Source organism: Streptomyces sp. B21-105 (assembly GCF_036898465.1).
In the GTDB taxonomy this organism is placed as follows: domain Bacteria; phylum Actinomycetota; class Actinomycetes; order Streptomycetales; family Streptomycetaceae; genus Streptomyces.
Map to the genome: position 1 here is coordinate 1,505,165 of NZ_JARUMJ010000001.1, position 17,067 is coordinate 1,522,231.

16 protein-coding genes and 1 pseudogene are annotated in these 17,067 nt (G+C 68.8%); 10 read left to right on the forward strand and 7 right to left on the reverse strand.

Going from position 1 to position 17,067, the window contains the following annotated elements:
* Nucleotides 1-443 precede the first annotated feature (443 nt).
* The 3 genes from QA802_RS06515 to QA802_RS06525 are packed head-to-tail and all read left to right on the forward strand — an operon-like array spanning nt 444 to nt 4,512.
* A complete protein-coding gene (locus QA802_RS06515) occupies nt 444-3,203 on the forward strand; it encodes a cation-translocating P-type ATPase (protein WP_334518827.1) in 2,760 nt (919 codons plus the stop codon).
* Entirely contained in the window at nt 3,200-3,859 is a 660-nt protein-coding gene (locus tag QA802_RS06520; protein WP_334518829.1) for a potassium channel family protein, read from the forward strand. Before QA802_RS06515 ends, QA802_RS06520 begins: the two co-directional genes overlap by 4 nt.
* Complete coding sequence (locus QA802_RS06525) at nt 3,856-4,512, forward strand: potassium channel family protein (RefSeq protein ID WP_334518831.1); 657 nt, start codon at nt 3,856-3,858, stop codon at nt 4,510-4,512. Before QA802_RS06520 ends, QA802_RS06525 begins: the two co-directional genes overlap by 4 nt.
* Nucleotides 4,513-4,578: 66 nt before the next feature.
* Here QA802_RS06525 and QA802_RS06530 read toward each other — a convergent pair whose 3' ends face one another.
* The 4 genes from QA802_RS06530 to QA802_RS06545 all read right to left on the reverse strand — a co-directional run bounded on the left by QA802_RS06530 (nt 4,579) and on the right by QA802_RS06545 (nt 8,053).
* Nucleotides 4,579-4,878: a succinate dehydrogenase/fumarate reductase transmembrane subunit gene (locus tag QA802_RS06530; protein WP_334518833.1), complete on the reverse strand. Its 300-nt coding sequence runs from the start codon at nt 4,876-4,878 to the stop codon at nt 4,579-4,581.
* A 109-nt stretch (nt 4,879-4,987) separates the two neighbouring features.
* Nucleotides 4,988-5,320, reverse strand: a complete 333-nt coding sequence (locus QA802_RS06535; protein WP_266686152.1) for a cupin domain-containing protein — start codon at nt 5,318-5,320, stop codon at nt 4,988-4,990.
* 238 nt (nt 5,321-5,558) lie between these two features.
* Nucleotides 5,559-7,352, reverse strand: coding sequence for a molybdopterin-dependent oxidoreductase (locus tag QA802_RS06540; protein WP_334518836.1), 1,794 nt, complete (start codon nt 7,350-7,352; stop codon nt 5,559-5,561).
* Between the two features lie 212 nt (nt 7,353-7,564).
* The gene (locus QA802_RS06545; protein WP_334518837.1) at nt 7,565-8,053 is read right to left on the reverse strand and encodes a VOC family protein; all 489 of its coding nucleotides are present in this window, start codon (nt 8,051-8,053) and stop codon (nt 7,565-7,567) included.
* Between the two features lie 249 nt (nt 8,054-8,302).
* Here QA802_RS06545 and QA802_RS41455 point away from each other — a divergent pair, with 249 nt between their 5' ends.
* Nucleotides 8,303-8,494, forward strand: coding sequence for a hypothetical protein (locus QA802_RS41455; RefSeq protein ID WP_443042078.1), 192 nt, complete (start codon nt 8,303-8,305; stop codon nt 8,492-8,494).
* Between the two features lie 142 nt (nt 8,495-8,636).
* On the opposite strand, the gene QA802_RS06555 is transcribed toward QA802_RS41455, so the two are convergent.
* Entirely contained in the window at nt 8,637-8,849 is a 213-nt protein-coding gene (locus QA802_RS06555) for an HAD family hydrolase (RefSeq protein WP_334518838.1), read from the reverse strand.
* A 398-nt stretch (nt 8,850-9,247) separates the two neighbouring features.
* Nucleotides 9,248-9,802: a hypothetical protein gene (locus QA802_RS06560; RefSeq protein WP_334518840.1), complete on the reverse strand. Its 555-nt coding sequence runs from the start codon at nt 9,800-9,802 to the stop codon at nt 9,248-9,250.
* A gap of 885 nt (nt 9,803-10,687) precedes the next feature.
* Here QA802_RS06560 and QA802_RS06565 point away from each other — a divergent pair.
* Both QA802_RS06565 and QA802_RS06570 read left to right on the forward strand, forming a co-directional pair.
* Nucleotides 10,688-11,299 (forward strand): MarR family winged helix-turn-helix transcriptional regulator, encoded by a 612-nt coding sequence (locus tag QA802_RS06565; RefSeq protein WP_334518842.1) that lies wholly within the window; start codon nt 10,688-10,690, stop codon nt 11,297-11,299.
* A gap of 210 nt (nt 11,300-11,509) precedes the next feature.
* Nucleotides 11,510-11,710, forward strand: coding sequence for a DUF2180 family protein (locus QA802_RS06570; RefSeq protein ID WP_334518844.1), 201 nt, complete (start codon nt 11,510-11,512; stop codon nt 11,708-11,710).
* A gap of 61 nt (nt 11,711-11,771) precedes the next feature.
* On the opposite strand, the gene QA802_RS06575 is transcribed toward QA802_RS06570, so the two are convergent.
* Nucleotides 11,772-11,972 carry a hypothetical protein gene (locus QA802_RS06575; protein WP_334518846.1) on the reverse strand — a complete coding sequence of 67 codons (201 nt, stop codon included), beginning with the start codon at nt 11,970-11,972 and terminating at the stop codon, nt 11,772-11,774.
* Nucleotides 11,973-12,192: 220 nt separating this feature from the next.
* On the opposite strand from QA802_RS06575, the gene QA802_RS06580 reads away from it, so the two are divergent.
* From QA802_RS06580 to QA802_RS06595, 4 genes and pseudogenes are all read left to right on the forward strand, one after another.
* Nucleotides 12,193-12,585 carry an STAS domain-containing protein gene (locus tag QA802_RS06580; RefSeq protein WP_334518848.1) on the forward strand — a complete coding sequence of 131 codons (393 nt, stop codon included), beginning with the start codon at nt 12,193-12,195 and terminating at the stop codon, nt 12,583-12,585.
* Nucleotides 12,586-12,675: 90 nt separating this feature from the next.
* Nucleotides 12,676-13,465: pseudogene (locus QA802_RS06585) on the forward strand (FAD-binding oxidoreductase); the annotation flags it as partial.
* Nucleotides 13,466-14,264: 799 nt separating this feature from the next.
* Entirely contained in the window at nt 14,265-14,501 is a 237-nt protein-coding gene (locus QA802_RS06590; protein WP_266592380.1) for a hypothetical protein, read from the forward strand.
* A gap of 194 nt (nt 14,502-14,695) precedes the next feature.
* Nucleotides 14,696-17,059 (forward strand): SpoIIE family protein phosphatase, encoded by a 2,364-nt coding sequence (locus tag QA802_RS06595; RefSeq protein WP_334518854.1) that lies wholly within the window; start codon nt 14,696-14,698, stop codon nt 17,057-17,059.
* Nucleotides 17,060-17,067: the final 8 nt, after the last annotated feature.

Genomic DNA, 17,067 nt, shown 5'->3' on the forward strand with positions numbered 1-17,067 from the left:
AGCACGGCAAGCCCAAGACAGAGCCAGCACGGTGTCCGGAGGCATCTGTGGACGCATAACACCCCCGAGCGGAGGAATGCCGCAATTCCACTGGAGGCGACGTCATGATGGTGGCCAGGCACTCGCGTAACCGCAGGAGGTCCCCGTGACGACGACGGGCAGTACCGGAACGGCCGTGTCCGACGCCCGGCGCCATCCGTGATGGTTCGGCCATCTGCGTGCGAGCGGCAAGTCGCTGCTAACCGCCGCTTCGCCCCAGACGCCCACCTGGAGCTTGGAAGTATGCGCACAGCCCAAACGGAGAGCCGAGAAGATCTAGGCAGCCGTACCCCTGAACCGCCGCAGCCCGATATGGCACGCCGGCCGAAGTGATGAGTGCGGGCACGCAGGTAGTGACACCTGACGGAGGTGGCCGGGAGCAGGCTGGCCGGCCGGTGCAGAGCATGGCGGCAGCGGAGGTCTTCACGGCGCTGGTCACCTCACCACGAGGGCTCTCTTCGACGGATGCGGCAGCGCGGCACGAGCGGTACGGGGCCAACGAACTGCCGCGCCCGCGGCGACAGGGCTTGTGGCGTCAGTTCGCGGCGCAGTTCACCGATCTCTTCGCGGTTGTCTTGCTCGTCGCCGCCGTGATCACCCTTTTGGCCTATGAACTGCAACAGCCCCGGGACGCCGGCACGCTGCAGCTGGCAGTGGCGATCCTCGGTGTGGTGGTGCTGAACGCTGCGATCGGGTTCGCACAGGAGTACTCCGCCGAGCGCACGGCCGAGTCGCTCCAGGCGATGGTGCCGCATACCTGCAGGGTGCTGCGTCAGGGTGAACGGCGGGAGCTGCCCGTGCGGGATCTGGTGCCGGGCGATGTGGTGGTGCTTGAGGCGGGGGACGCTGTGCCGGCCGACTGCCGCCTGATCGAGGCTCACGACATCTCGGTGGACAATGCTGCTCTGACTGGGGAGAGCGACGCGGTAGGCCGTACCGACGACGCCGTGGCATCGGGCCCACTGCTGCAGGCGCGCAACTGCGTGTTCATGGGGACCGACGTGGTGACCGGCTCCGGGAAGGCCGTGGTGTTCGCCACCGGCGCGGTGACCGAGTTCGGGCGCATCTTCCGGCTCACCGCTGCCGCGCCGCGGCACAAGACCCCTCTTCAGCACCAGGTCGCCACCATGGCCCGGCGGGTGGCGGGGGCCGCGTTGGCGATCGGGGCCGTTCTGTTCGCCGTCCGTCTTCCTGCTGGGGACCCGCTCGTCGAGACCTTCGTGTTCGCGCTCGGGGTGATGGTCGCGCTGGTGCCGGAGGGCCTTCCCGCGACGCTGTCCGTCTCCCTGGCGATCGGCGTACGGCGCATGGCACGCCGGCATGCGCTGATCAAGAAGCTGCTGGCGGTGGAGACGCTCGGGTCCACCACCGTCGTGTGCACGGACAAGACGGGCACGCTGACGCAGGCGGAGATGACCGTCGTACAGATGTGGGCCGACGGCGCCTCGCACTCCGTCTCCGGGGTGGGATACGAGCCGACGGGCCAGGTGGCGGACCCGGGACCGGTACGCGAAATGCTGCGGGTGGCGGCCCTGTGCTGCAACGCCAGGCTGGTACCGCCCCCGGCTGATGCGGCAAGGTCCCCCCGGCCTGATCGCGCGGGATGGCGGGTGCTCGGTGACACCACCGAGGGAGCGCTGCTGGTGGTCGCGGCCAAGGCCGGCCTGGACGTCACCGCGCAGGAGGCCGCCACACCGCGGGTGACCGAGTTCCCCTTCGATTCCACCCGCAAGCTGATGAGCACCGTCCACCACGGTGCGGACGGCGAATGGCACGCCTACGTCAAGGGCGCTCCCCAGGAACTGCTCACCCGCTGCACCACCATCCACTGGCAGGACAGACCACAGGCCCTGACAGCCCGGTTGCGGGCTGCCGTCACCACCGCGCACGACGACCTGGCCTCCCAGGGGCTGCGTGTCCTGGCGGTCGCCTCCCGTACCCTTCCCGGCCCGCGTCCCGTGCGGGAGGAAGCCGAGGCGGGGCTGACGCTGCTGGGACTGGTTGGCATGCTCGACCCTCCGCGGCCGGAGGTCAGCGAGTCGGTCCGCGCGGTACGGCGCGCCGGCATCCGCATCGTGATGGTCACCGGAGACCACCCGCTGACCGCGGAGGCCGTCGCCCGCCGTGTGGGGATCGTGCGGCAGAGCGCCCCCACCGTCGTCACGGGCAGCGAACTCGACACGCTGGACGACGGCGCGCTCGATGCCCTGCTCGGTCAGCCGGCGGAGCTGCTGCTGTGCAGGGTGAGCCCGGAGCACAAGATGCGGGTGGTCGCCGCCCTGCAGCGCCGGGGTGAGGTGGTGGCTGTGACAGGTGATGGCGCGAATGACGCCCCCGCGCTGAAACACGCGGACATCGGTGTCGCGATGGGTGCGTCGGGCACAGATGTGGCGCGCGAGGCCGCGTCGATGGTGCTGTTGGACGACTCGTTCGCCTCCATCGCCGCGGCGGTGAAGCTGGGCAGGTCGGTCTACCAGAACATCCGCAAGTTCCTCGTCTACGTTTTCGCCAGCAATATCGGCGAGCTCGTTCCGGTCCTGGCCGCGACGTTCACGGGGTTCCCGCTGGTTCCGATCAGCGCGGTGCAGATCCTTGCGATCGATCTCGGATCCGACGTCCTGCCCGCACTGGCACTGGGCGCGGAACCGCCCGAGCCCGATGTCATGGACCGCCCGCCCCGTTCCCGACGTGAGCCCTTGTTCTCGGCGGCCGTGGTGCGACGGATTCTCTTTCTGGGCGGCATCCAGGCGCTCGGTGTGTGCGTGGTGTTCTTCTGGCACATTGGCGCCTCAGGGATTCCGTACGCCGACTTCACCGAAGACGATCCCGTGTACCGGGAGGCGGTCACGATGGTGCAGGCGGGCATCGTGCTCAGTCAGTTCTTCGTCGCTCTGGCCGTGCGTACGGACCGGCAGAGTGTCTTCCGGGTCGGAGTGCTGTCCAATCCGAGACTGCTCGCCGCAGGCTTCGTCGGGGTGGCCCTGATGGCAGCGATCAGTTACGTGCCCGTGCTGCAGGAGGTGTTCAACACCGCGCCGCTGGCCGCCGCCGACTGGGCGGTTCTGGCCGGATTCGGAGCAGTGCTGCTGGGCGCGGAGGAAGCCCGCAAGGGGTGGCTGCGCCGACGCTCTCGCTCACTGGGCAGGAAGGGAGGACAGCGATGAGGGTGATCATCGTGGGCTGTGGGCGGGTGGGCGCGTCGCTTGCCGACCGGCTCACCGCCGAGGGCCATGAGGTGCACGTCATCGACCGCAGTCCCCTGGCCCGCAGGCGGCTGTCCGCCGGCTTCAGCGGCCAGTTCCACGAGGGCAACGGGTTCAGCCGCTCTCTGCTGGAGTCTGCGGGGATCGAGCATGCGGACGCGTTCGTCGCCGTCACCTCCGGTGACAGCAGCAACGTCGTCAGCGCCCGGACGGCGAAGGAGGTCTACCGGGTGCCGATCGTCCTCGCCCGCATCTTCGACCCCCGCCGCGCCGACATCTACCGCGATCTCGGCATCCCCACCATCGCCGGCGTGAGCTGGGCCGTACATCAGATCCACCAGAGGCTCCTGCACCGTCACCTCTCGCCCGAGATCAGCTTCGGCAATGGCGAGACCCTGCTGATCCGCTCCGAACTGCCCGCCTACTTCGCCGGGCGGCGGCTGGCCGAACTGGATGTGGACGGCGAGATCCGCGTCGTGGAGGCCACGCGCGCGGGCCGCTCGTTCGTTCCCGCGCACAGCACGCTGGCGGTCGGTGGCGACTTGGTCACGTTCACTGTTGCCGCCACCGCTCTCGGCCGCCTGCGGGGCTTTCTGGACAAGGAGCTCGGGACATGAAGGTACTGGTGGCCGGCGCGGGCCGCCTCGGCGCCCAGATCGCCCAGGTCCTCGCAGCAGCCCATAACGACGTCACCCTCGTCGACCTGAACGAGGACCGCATCGCCGAACTCGAAGGTCACCTCCCCGTACGGCTTGTCGCGGGAGACGCCTGCGAGGCGCGCCTCCTCGAGCACGCGGGGGCACACACCACCGACCTCGTCATCGCAGCCACCGGAGACGACGAGGACAACCTCGTCATCAGCCTGCTCGCAAAACGCCGATTCGCCGTCGCCCGCGTAGCAGCCCGCGTCAACGACGAGGAGAACACCTGGCTGTTCGATCACCGCTGGGGCGTCGACGTAGCCGTTCCGGCTACAGGCCCCCTGATCTCCCTCATCGAAGAAGCAACCGGAGCCACCGACACCGTGGCGCTCCTCCGGCTGAGCAAGGCAGGCGTGAATGTGATCGAAACCGCCATCACTTCGCAGTCCCACGTCGCCGGCCGCCCCCTCGCCGACGTCCAGCTCCCCGCGGGCACCATCATCGCCACCGTCATCCGGGCCGGTCAGCCCACTGTCCCCACGGACCAGACACAACTGATGCCCGGCGACGAAATCCTCCTGGTCTCCCACACAGCTACCGAGGAGGAAATCCACGCCGCGTTCCAGTAAGCAGGTCTCCCAGCCCTTCACCGAATGCTTCGATCAAGATCGAGGTGACAGCATCCACCGGTTGTTCTACGACACCGTCAACGGCGGGGACTTCCGCTCCCGCGAGTCGAACGCGAGCAGCACCACCCGGGTGACCCACAGGGCGCCGGAGTAAGGGAGGAACGGTTCACCCATCGTCCGCAGATAGCGGGCGTAGTCGTCAAAGGCAGCACGGCCGGAGAAGACCTTGAGGTCGCCGTACATGTGGACCAGGAGAAACAGCACCATGACCAAGCCGGAGATCGCCATGGCCGCCTTCAGCGTCACGGTCGAGCGCGAATCCGGCACTCGGTCGCGAGCCGTCGTCAGGGGATGGGTCGTCGTCACCCGCAGATGGTTTCAGGCGACGCTGCTCACAGGGCTCGGACACACGAGCCATCTGGGCGATCCACGCCGCGCGGTGGATGCACGCCGGCGCCGTGGTGCCTAATGCAGGTCAGGGCAGCTTGGCTACCGTCAGCAGGACGGCGGAGTCCTCGAGCGCCTCGAGGCTGTGCCGGGAGTCAGGGACGATGAGCAGGTCTCCCGTGCGGCCCTCCCATGACAGCTCACCTGCCGACAGTCGCACGCGCCCGTGCAGGACCTGCACCGTCGCCTCGCCCGGATTCTCGTGCTCGGCGAGACTGGCGCCTTCGGTCATGCCGATGACCGTCTGACGCAGGACCTTCTCGTGGCCGCCATAGACGGTGTCCGCGGTGTGACCACCACCCGCGGCGGCTGCCAGCTCCAGCTGTTGCCGGGCCAGCGCTTCCAGGGAGGTTCTCTGCATCCCACCAGTCTCCCGCTTCGATGAGCCAGGGCAACTCGGGGCGGCCCGGGAGGGCCACGTGACAACGGGCCCCACCGGTGTGGTCCCGCGTCTCCCCGGGGGCGGGGGGCTCCCGCGCAGGCCGGTCCGGACCTGCTCGGCGGCGCTGTGGGCCGCAGCCCACAGCGGACTACCGCGCCTCACCGGCGACCTGCTCGTCACCGCCGGCAGTCTCACGCGCCGACCGTGTGGCCGGACGTTACAGGGACTGCCGGTAGCCGAAGAATTCGTGGTCCTGGTTGTATCCGCCAAAGCCGCTGCCGATGTCGGAGAAGTCGGCGACGAACTCGATCTCCTTGATCCATTTGACCTGTTTGAAGCCGAGTTCGAGCTCGTTGCGCAGCCGTAGCGGCGCGCCGTGGCCGAATGACAGCGGCTCGTCGTTCATGTCGTAGGCGAGCATGGCGAGCTTGCTGCGCATGTGTTCGATGGGGTGGGCGTCGTAGTAGGTGCCGCCGTCGGAGCCTTCTCCCAGGGAGTAGAACACCACCCACTTGGCGTGCGGGTCGGGCGTGACCAGGTCGAGGATCGTGGCCATGGACACGCCGCCCCATTTGGCGACACCGGACCAGCCCTGGATGCAGAAGTGCTGGGTGATCTGCTCGTGCGTGGGCTGTTTCCTCAGGTCGTCGAGGGACAGCTCGGCCGGGTGGGCGACCAGGCCGCCGATGCGCAGCCGGTAGTCGGCGAAACCGCCTTCCTGCAGGGCCTTGTACTCGGCAGAGTCGGGATAGCGGCCGTTGTGCCAGAAGTAGGGGGAGATGTCTTTCTCGGTGTACTCGCCGGGGGAGACGTCGACGTGTTCGAACAGGCGCTGAGCGGGGCCGATAAGGGCGTATCCGAGGCGCTGCACGACCCGGGGATGGCGCAGGGTCAGCGGTGTGGCCGCGACCCAGGCGGCGACGACCACCGCCATCCAGCCGAGGAAGATCCACAAGCCGAGCCAGCTGCTGTCGTTGCGGCCGCTGTCGATGTGGTTGAGGTTGACCAGGAGCCCAGTCGTGAAGACCAGGCTCACGTGGACCACGATGAACAGCACGAACCAGGTGAAGACCAGGAAGTGCACAGACCGGGCCGTCTGGATGCTCAGCACCCGGCTGAGCCGCTTGAAGCGGGTCGACAGCGCCGGTGACATGCCCAGCCCGGTGATCAACGCCAGGGGTGCCGCGACGAAGACCGTGACGAAGTAGGCGAGCAGTTGGAGCCCGTTGTACGCCACCCAGCCGTTCTCCCGCGGCCAGTTGAGCGACAAGTACTGGATGGCCACGGAAGCGGCGTTGGGGAAGACGCTCCAGCTGGTGGGGACCAGGCGTTTCCACTGCGGGGTGGCGAACAGCAGCACGTAGAAGACGAGGCCGTTGAGCAGCCACAGCGTGTTCACCCCCAGGTGCCACCATCGGGCTAGACCGATCGAGTGCCGGATCCCGGGGAGGCCGACCCCGCGGGGCAGGCCGATCGAGTCCTGCTTCGCGGTCCACAGCGGGTCAGCGGAGACGGGCTTTTGCATCCGGAACCATTCCCGTCCCGGGGTGCTGTGCCGGGTCCAGTACAGGCGCGGATGATCGGCCAGGATCTGCAGGCCCGACCGCAGGGTGAACAACATGAAGAACAGGTTGAAAAAGTGCGACCACCGTGCCCATGACGGAACGCCCAGGTAGGCGCCGTCCCGATCCGCGCGCGGATCGGTGCCGGGATACTCGGCGATGAACCGCTGCACCGACGGCATGCCCCGCAGTCCCTTCGCCGCGGCGACGCACCCCAGCAACCCCACGAAGCCGATCGGCAGCAGCCACAGCAGGTTGAACCACCTGCTGCCCAGGCGCACCCGCGGAGCGACCCCGCCGGCCGCCGGAATAGAGCCCGCCCAGGTCGCCACGTCGACGACGGCGTCACCTCGTGTCAGGTTCGCGCGGAAACCTCCAGGGGTCTGGGAGGAGGCACCCGACGCGTGCGGCAGCGCACCGTCACCCGTCACGTGCTCGTCATCGGGCATGCCATCGACCTCCCGTCCGCTGCAAAGACTGCCCAACCTCACGCCGTTGGACCGGCCGGGAGGCTGCAGTGACCGAGCCGACCGCAAGGGTTGGCGGACCGATCAATCTGACCACCTCCGGCAGATGCCCCGCATGCGCAACGCACAGCATGGCGGCTCGACCACGACACACGGGTGCCGCCGTTTCGCGGTGGTGGCGGTGCCAGCCGCAGTCACCAGGCGTAGACCCGGGTGATGATGTTGCTGCGCACCGCTTCCTCGGGCCCCGGGTGGGCCACCACCACCGTGTCGCCGCTCGGATCGCAGCCCTCGACCCAGACGAACCCCTCAGCCGTTTGGGTGGTGGTGTGGGCGTGCCGAACTTTGAGTACCTGCTCGCAGAGCCGCAGTTCTCCAGCGCTGGGAGCCGTCCAGATCACGCAGTGCACTCCGATCCCGCCGGTCATGTGCTCGGCATGCGGGCTCAGGGAGCGCAGATACAGCTGGGAGCCCTCGCCACTGATCAGCAAGGCGGCGGTGCCGGTCCGGTGGGAGACCTCCAACCCCAGGAGTTCACGGTAGAAGCGCACCGACTCTTCAAGGTCGAACACGTTCAACACGAGGGACGCCAGGCGGTACGCCGAGGCGGCCGCAGTGCCGCTGTCAGCGTCCTGACCCAGCGGCTGGTCGCCGGACGGTGCTGGGGTAGGCGTGGATCCCAAAAGGGGCCTCCTTGTGTGCGCTGCGCTGCGGCGACCCGTCGAGGCGTGCGACCACCGCGAGACCGGTCTGCAGTGCATGCCAGCCGGTCCATCTGCCGGATTCCGGACCACCACGCCCGATTCCGGCAGGAGAGACTGTGCGGCAGAGACCTGCAGGCTGTCACGAGTCTCGCATGGCAGACACGCTAAGGGGTGCCGGTCGCGGCCCGGGGAGTCGCGGCGGTTCGTCGAACGCCGGCTGGCGGGCCCGTGCTGCCCGCCGTGGAGGCCGCCGTGCTGCCCGCCGTGGAGGCCGCCGTGCTGCCCGCCGTGGAGGCCGCCGTGGAGGCCGCCGTGGAGGCCGCCGTGGAGGCCGCCGGCTGGGTGATGCCCCGGCCCCGCCCCGTATTCGGCCATCCGCGCGGGCCGTCCTGCGAGCCGCCGACGCGGGCCCGGCAGTGAACCTATTTGGCTGCTACCACGCCAGCCAGCACAACGTCTTCACCGGCCGGTTCCCCCGGTGATGCTGCGCGTGGTACTCGGCGCGGCCGCCGAGGCGGCCGGGCTGTAGTTCCTGCGTGAGAACGGGCCGTGCCGTGGGTGGTCAGCTCAGGCCGGGGAAAGGGTCGGCCAGGGAGCGCAGCACATGGTCGGGCGCGGCTGCCCGCAGTTTGCCGGCGTGGTAGTGGCCACTGGCGACTCCGATCGCGAGGCGGGTGACCTCGGTGCGGTCCGGGGAGTCGGAGCTGTAGGCGCCGAAGACGAAGTAGCGGCCCAGCTTGCCCGGCTCCATCTTGGTGCAGGCAGCGCCTTCCATCGCCCCGGACACCACGCCGAGGATCACCCCAGCCGCTATCAGCCGCCCGCAAGGTCTCTTCGACGCCGTCGAGTACCCGGTAGCCAGGCGAGGCCCAGATGCCCTCGGACAGGTGCCACAGGTACTGGCCATACAGCCGCGCCATCTCGTCGGGGCCCGGGTCGCGGCCCAGCACCGCCTTGAAGGTCGCGGTGCCGACCTGCGGGTCGGTCTCCCCGGCGGAACTGTGCTCGCCGATGTCAGCCGACACCCCCTGGAGCCGATCGAAGGCCCACGCCCAACTGCGGGCCCCCGACCCTCCGGTGTGCACCAGGGTCTCGTCGATGTCGAACAGCACCGTGATCGGTCGTGCCATGCCGCTGGTCCTCCTCGCCCGTTCCTCACGGGTGCCGCCACGGTCAGATGGACCTCTTCTCGTCGTGCCCGCCGAACTGCTTACGCATCGCGGACAGCGTCTTGTCGGCGAACTCATCGAGTTGGCGTGAGGCGAACCGGGAGTACAGGGCCGCGGTCAACACCGGAGCCGGGACGCCCTCGTCGATCGCCGCGATGGTGGTCCACCGGCCCTCCCCGGAGTCCGAGACGCGCCCGGCGAAGTCCTCCAGGTCCGGCGACCGGCGCAGTGCGGCCGCGGTGAGATCCAGCAGCCAGGACCGGACGACGCTGCCCCGCCGCCATACCTCGGCGATCCGGGGGACGTCGAGGTCGTAGCGGTAGTACTCGGGATGCTCCAGTGGCGCGGTCTCCGCGTCGCCGTCCTGCGTGCGGGTGCCGATATCGGCGTCCGACTCCCACTCGCCGCAGGGCTGGTGGTGTACGGGCTGGGCGGCGGCGCGGGCCTGGTCATCGACTCCTACCCGGTGCTGTTCACCTCCCGCCTGGTCCTGGGCGTGGGTGCGCCGGCGGTGTTCACCTGCTCCACCACCGCACATCCCGCCCCTGACCAGCACCAAGCTCACAAGAGGAGCAGCATGTCCGAACGACGCATGAGGGCCGTCCTGGCGACCGCGGGGGCGCCACTGACCCTGGGCCGGGGCAGCGATGTACGTCCTGCCCGGCCCCGGCTTCCCCGTCCTGGTCATCGGCCTCTCCGCGCTCACCGCAGGACTCGTCATGATCGCTGCCACCCGCCGCAGCTGACCTGACCCCGGACACCACAGGAGCTCTCGCACCCATGACCTGGCAGTGGGCCGACCTCGCCTTCTTCTCCCTCACTCTGCTGCCGACAGGGCTGGCCATGGTCACCGGCCACATGCCGGAGCGCCTGCGTCCCCGGCTCGCCGCGGTGCAGCTGCGCAGCTGGGCCGTCCTGGCTCGTACGCCGCCGCTCCCCTCAACGCGATCCCGCGCCTGGCCAGCGCCTCACCGGCGATCATCATGGCCGCTACCGCCATCGCGGGCCTCGTGGCTGCGACCGGATGCCTCGTCGTGGTCGGCGGTACTGTCAGTCGTACCGCGGGCTGGCTGACCGCACTCGACCGGGCCGGAGATCCGGATCCGGCGGCTGCGGCATACGCGGCACCGGTTGGCGGTCAGCGGGGAAGGGACCTTGAGACTGTTCACGTAGTAGTCCGCGCGTACGTGGCCAGGGCCATCGGTCGAGTGCCGGATCTCGAAGGCGCCCTCCCAGGCGTGCCCGCAGCGCAGACAGACGAACGAATAGGCTTCATGTATCGGCTCGGTCCTCAACATCAGTACGCCCCTTGTCCTGGAACCGTCCCGCCCACGTGACTCCAGACTCGCCACACCCATCTTAACATTGCACTCTGCAATGATCGTGGGTCGGAAAGCCCCGCACCAGACCGCAAGGGCGTCGGACGAAGAGTGGAACGGACACGATGACGCAGCAGGAACCCCATCGGCTCGAGCCCGCTCCCGAGCCCTCCTCCCAGGCGGGCCTCGACCAGGAGGCCGAGGAGGTCACGCTCTCCGTCATGGCGGCATCCAGGCTGTTCGTGGCAATTTCCGCCCGCGCTCTCGCGTCCACTGACGACTCCCTGACCCTGCCTCAGCTGCGAGCTCTGGTCGTGCTGAATACCTGCGGGCCCGTAAAGCTCGCCGTCATGGCCGCGACCCTGGGAGTCAACCCCTCGACAGCGCTGCGCATGGTCGAGCGCTTGGAGTCCGCCGGCCACATGGACCGCAAGACCAATCCCGACAACCGGCGCGAGGTCGTCCTCCGCCTCACACCGGTCGGGCGGAACCTGGTGGAGCGCGTTCTCGCCCATCGGCGCACCGAGATTCGCACACTCGTGCAAAGGCTGCCCGCCGACGCGCGTGCTGGGCTCATTCCCGCTCTGAGGGCCCTGACCGAGGCGGCCGACGAAATGGCCGTGGACCCTTTCGACGAAGTCCGCCGCATCGGTGGCCTCATCGACGACCCCCTCAACCCGGCACCGCCGGTCGCCCCCCAGGGAGGCCGCCGCCGTCCGAAGGGCGGAACGGTCTGACCCGGCCGGCCGCATCGAGGTGCAAGACGAGGGCTTTCGTAGGCCGTCCCGCCGTGCACCCCTCTCTGACCCCGCCCCGCGGTCCGGTGTCGGAGGGCCTCGCTGCACGGAGAAGTCAGCCATTCTTGCATTCTGCAATATTCGAGAGGAGCATGGGAGGTAGGCAAACGGGCCTATACCTGCGGCCCTCGACTCCCGCGGGAGGCAAGCGTGAACTGCTACGACTGCCCCGACATCATTGCGACACCTGCGGTGGCGGTGTGCGTCCGCTGCGGCGCGGGAGTCTGCCGTGAACACGCGCATGAGAGCCATGTTCTGACACAGGACGTCGTCGGAACCGGCCGCGCGACGCACGACACACCCCTGCGGCACATCACGTGCCTGACGTGTCGCAAAACAGAGGTGAGCTGAACCGGTTGCGCTCGGCCGCCCTCGAACCGGTGGGCCGCCCGCCTCAGCCGGTCCAGTAGTTTCACCAGCACGCGAGGGCGGCGACGCCGATCATCCCCGTCCACAGCAGGAGCAGCCCCCAGGGAAACTCCATCGTGTCCCGACGCAGCGCGTCGGGCACCGGCACGGCACAAGCGCGGACGAGGTGAACAGCGGTGAGCTGAAGTCGAGAATCGTGGCCCTCCACACCCGGCAGCACCACAGACACACGGAGTTGATGCATCCCGCGACTGGAACGGCAGCCAGCTACAGAACGACGCTCCGGACAGAGCTCCGCAACCGAGCCCCGTCCAGATCCACCTGGGATACCGGACTCCGGCGAGCAGTCCGCCCGCATAGGTGAGCCCGACAGCGAAGCGGAGGGGCGATCGTGCCACGGCAGGCCCGCACGGGATGCCCGCAGCCCTTGAGCGAACTCCCGGCCGATTCGAAGGAGGTTCGGCATGACCATCGAGTGGCACTACGGCGTCGAACGGGACCTGGACATTCTCTCTGTCACCGGCTACCTGGGCCCGGACGCCGTTCACCGCTTCGCCGGTGCCATCGGCTGGGTCCTGGCACGCGGCACCGGACCGGTGATCCTGGACCTCGCCGACCTACGCGCCTGGTCCACGGAGGGCCAGCGTGCCGTCACCGAGGCTGCATGCCGCCTGGCGGCCCACGGCCGAAGCCTGGAACTGTCCGCCATCCCAATCGGCGGCCCGTTCCCTGAGGGGGAAGGCCCAGACATTCCGGTCCACCCGGACCTGTCTGCTGCGCTCGCCGCACATACGACGCGTCATCCGGCGACGACAGGCAGGAGAGGTGCGGTGACGGCTGGCCCATCCGGCCACTGAGACGCCGGGGTGGGCCGACGCGGGAGACGGCCCGCCCCGGCTCCGATCGAGTGCGTCCGAGCACGGCGCCCCCACAGGGACAGGCTCGGCATCCGTCCGTTTGGCGGAGACCGCGGATTTCGACGCCGCCTTGCCAGCGATGGGAGGTTCGACGTCGGCAGCAGAGGCGCGTATGCGACCGATGGTTCGAACTACCGGCAGGTGCCGATCGGCGTCGTCGTGCCCCGGTCGGTGGAGGCCGGGGCGCAGGCGGTGCGGGTGTGTGCCCGTTTCGGCGCCCCTGTGCTGTCGCGGGGTGGTGGCACCAGCCTGGCGGGCCAGTCGACGAATACGGCCGTGGTGGTCGACTGGAGCAAGTACTGCCACGGTCTGGTCTCCGTCGATCCTGACGCGCGTACTTGTGTGGTCGAGCCCGGGATCGCTGGATGTCCTGAACCAGCGTCTGTCCGACCATCGGCTCCAGTTCGGGCCGAAGCCCTCGACGCACAGCCACTGCGCCCTGGGCGGCATGATCGGAAACAACTCGTGCGGCTCGTCCGCGCAGGCGTACGGCAAGACCGTCGATAATGTGCGCCGCCTGGAGGTGCTCACCTACGACGGTACACGGATGTGGGTCGGCCCGACGTCTGAGGCCGAGCGCACGCGGATCGCCGCGGAGGGCGCCCGCCGCGCTGAGCTGTACGACGGTCTGGAGCGCCTCGTCACCGAGTATCTGGCCGACATCCGGCGCGGCTACCCGAAGATCCCGCGCCGGGTCTCCGGCTACAACCTCGACTCGCTGCTGCCCGAGAACGGCTTCGACGTGGCCAAAGCCCTCGTCGGCAGCGAAGGCACGCTGGTGACCGTGCTGCACGCCGAACTCGACCTGGTACCGGTGCCGCGGCGATGACATGGCTCCCGCCTCGCGTGGCCCGTCACGGCTAATCAGCGCGTCGTGCACGGGGCAGAGGCTGAGCCGAAGGTGTGACGCCGTTGGAACTGCCGTTGTTCGGACGGTGATCGCACGTTGTGCTGGATGGTCCTGTTCGGCGGTGGCGATCGCGGCCGTCGGCGTAGGCGGAAAGTGTTCAGAGCGGCGCGGCCGCCCGGTAGAGGTGAGTATGAGCGGTTGGGAGAGACCGGTCTGGGCCCCCATTGGGGGGCACGACGGCCGCCGGATACTGCATGACCACCTGGCTGAGGCGATTGATGCCATCTGCTGGCAGGCGCGGCTGGTTCAGTTGGCGCGAGCCCTCGAGCCGGCGGGCGAGAGGCGCGAGGGAACGTGGGAACGTGGGAAGCTGCACGTGAGCGCACGACAGTGACGTAGATGGTCCGTACGCGGGCGATCCGCATCTTTGCGCGGCAATCGCGGACCGGCTCACTTCGACAGCGACACCAGCGCCGCAGCCACAGGCTCGCCAGCATCCGGGACCCGAGCCGCTGCCCAGCAAAGAGCCTGCCCACTGACCTCGCAACCCCACGATCCAGCCCGCCATCTGCCCCAAACGGATCCCTTTCAGCAAGCAGCAGGGCAGCGGCGTGACCTCCCCAGGTGCTACATCGCTGCCCTGCTAGCCGTCGCCAACTACCCAAGGATGCCCGCCTTATAATGCCGTCGTGGTGCTGGGCGGCAGGCACCGATTCACAGACCTTCCGCCCGGGCATATTGACGGCCCTCAGGTGGAACCGGTCTTTGCATGACCGAGAGCGCGAGCCCCTATATCTCGACACCGAGGATTACCGTGCTGGGAGTGCAGCCCGGTAATCCTCCTTTTCGCATTGTGGAGATCGACGGGGAGGTGGTCGGTGAGGCAACCTCAATGACGGACGTGCTCTTCGCCGCCGCTGCCGCAGGCATCACGGTCCACGACCTCGATGACCCAAGCGTGGTCCGGTGGGTGGGCGGCGGGAAGTTCACCTGGAGGCTGCACTGAGCACCGCCTGCACGGGAGGCACTTTCGGTCAGGCAGCCGCCGCCGAACGATGCGCATAGCTCCGACACCGTGAGTGCTTCCAGGGGCGAGGCAGGCACCGACCAATTGCGACACCGCCGAACGTCGCACCGCCGCTTCAGCGGTCGCAGCCGCACCCCGGACAGGTCAGGCTGGAGGTGGTGGAGGTGGTTGCTGTGGCACGCGATGCCCCGCTCATGGTCGTGGACGCCGAGGGGATGGTGATCCGGTGGAGCCACGAAGCGGAGGAATTGCTGGGGCGGGCGGCGGATGAGGTGATCGGGCGGTCGGCAACCCACCTGGTCAACCGGACCGCGGCGAGTTCTCGGCACGGGAAGGGCGCTGGTGTGGCACTCCAGCACCGGGACGGCCACGCCGTTGACGCCGACCTGCGCGTGCGGCCCCTGACGCGAGGTGACGGGTCTGTGGTCTGGGCCGTTTTCCAAGCGACGGCGAAGGAGGCTACCGGACCGGACGTGGGGTCGGCGGCGCTGGAGGCACTGTTCGCCCACGCACCGGTAGGGATGCACGTCCTGGACAAGAAGCTGCGGATCGTATCGGCCAACAAGGCGGCGCACGTCATGTGCGGCGTGCCCGACGAACGAATCGTGGAGCGCCGCCTTACTGATGTTTACGCTCTGTCCACCCCTGACGAGGTGGAGGCCATGCTGCGTGGGGTGCTGGAGAGCGGTGTCCCCTCGCCTGGGCTTGTGGTGAGTATGCAACCCAAGGACGCCCCGGGAAGAGGCTGCACGGTTTTGGTCTCGGCTTTCCGTTTGCAGGACTCGCGGGGGGCGATCCTTGGGGTTGCCGCGGCTGTGGCTGATGTCACCGAATACGAAAAGACGCGCGCCCGGCTCCGGATCCTCGCTGGAGTGCGGGAGGGGGTGGGCCGAAGCCTCGATGTGGTGGCCAACTGTCAGGAATTGGTGGAGGCCGTGGTGCCTGGCTTCGCGGATGTCGCGGTGGTGGAAGTGGTGGATGCTGTACTGCGCGGTGAGGAACCCCCGCTCGGCCCCCTGGGGCGGGATGTGCCGCTGCGCCGTGCCGCCTTCCGCCATCGCGGCCAAGAGCAGCAGATTCAGGCGCATCCGGTGGGTGACGTGCGCAGCCTGCCGTTCTCGACCCCCTACGCCCGTGCCCTGGCCGATCTCAAACCCCGCCTCGTCCGCCTGGATTCCGACACGCCCTGGCTGGCAGCCGACCCCGCGCGCGCCGAGGCCATCCGCGCATCCGGCGTCCGCACGCTCCTCGCCGCACCTTTGACTCTGCGCGGCACCGTGCTGGGGCTGGTAAGCCTCTACCGCACCGAACAGGCCGGCACTTTCGACGAGAGGGAAGTGGCTCTCACCCTCGAACTGGCCGCCCACACAGCGCTGTGTATCGACAACGCCCGCCATTACACCCACGAGCACACCATCGCCACAACCCTGCAACGTCGGCTGCTGCCTCCGTGCCCTTCGTCGCAGAGCACCATGGAATCCGCCCACTTGCTCGTGTCCGGCGACGAGGGCGGCGGGGGTTGGTTCGACACCTTCGCCCTGTCCAGCGCCCGCACCGCCCTGGTGGTCGGTGAAGTCACCGGACAGGGCATTCAAGCCGCCACCACCATGGGACAGCTGCGAACAGTCATCCATTCCCTGGCATCACTGGACCTGGACGCCGACGAGCTCCTCGCACGCCTCAGCGACACCGCCATTCTCCTGGCTCAAGAGCGGGCCGCACTCCCGCCCGGGGACCCCATGCACCGAAAGGTGCTCACTGCGAGCTGCGTGTATGCCGTTTACGACCCCCTCACCCGCACGTGCACGTTTGCCCGGGCCGGTCACCCCGCGCCCGTCATCGCCCACCCCGACGGCACCACCGAGATACCCGACTCTCCCCCCGGGCCCCTGCTGGGCAGCTCCGAGGGCCCGCCCTTCGACACGGCCACCGTCACTCTCACCGACGGCAGCATCCTGGCCCTCTACACCACCTCCCTCCTGCCCGCCTCCCCGGCACGTCCCACAGGGGACCCGTCCACCCTGCGCCAGGTGCTGAGCGACCCCGACCGCCCGCTGCAGGACCTGTGCGATGACGCCCTGTACCGCCTGTACCGGGACACCCGCCCTGGCGACGCAGTTCTCCTCCTCGGCCGCACCCACACCTTCCCCTCCGAACACGTGGCAACCTGGCACCTGATTGACGCCCCCACGGCCGCCGGCACAGCGCGCGCCCACACTCGACGCCAGCTCACAGAGTGGGACGTGGAGGAGGAAACCGCCTACGCCACCGAACTGATCGTCAGCGAACTGGTCACCAACGCCCTCCTCCACGGCACACCACCCCTGCACCTGCGCATCATCAAGGACCACGCCCTCACCTGCGAGGTCCAGGACTCCGGTGCCAACGCACCGCGCCTGCGCCATGCACGGACAGTCGACGAAGGCGGACGCGGACTCTTCATCGTCGCCCGACTTTCCCAAAACTGGGGCACCCGCTATACACCGGACGGCAAGACCGTCTGGACCGAGCAAGCCCTCCCGCCCCAGCCCCCATAACCGTGCGG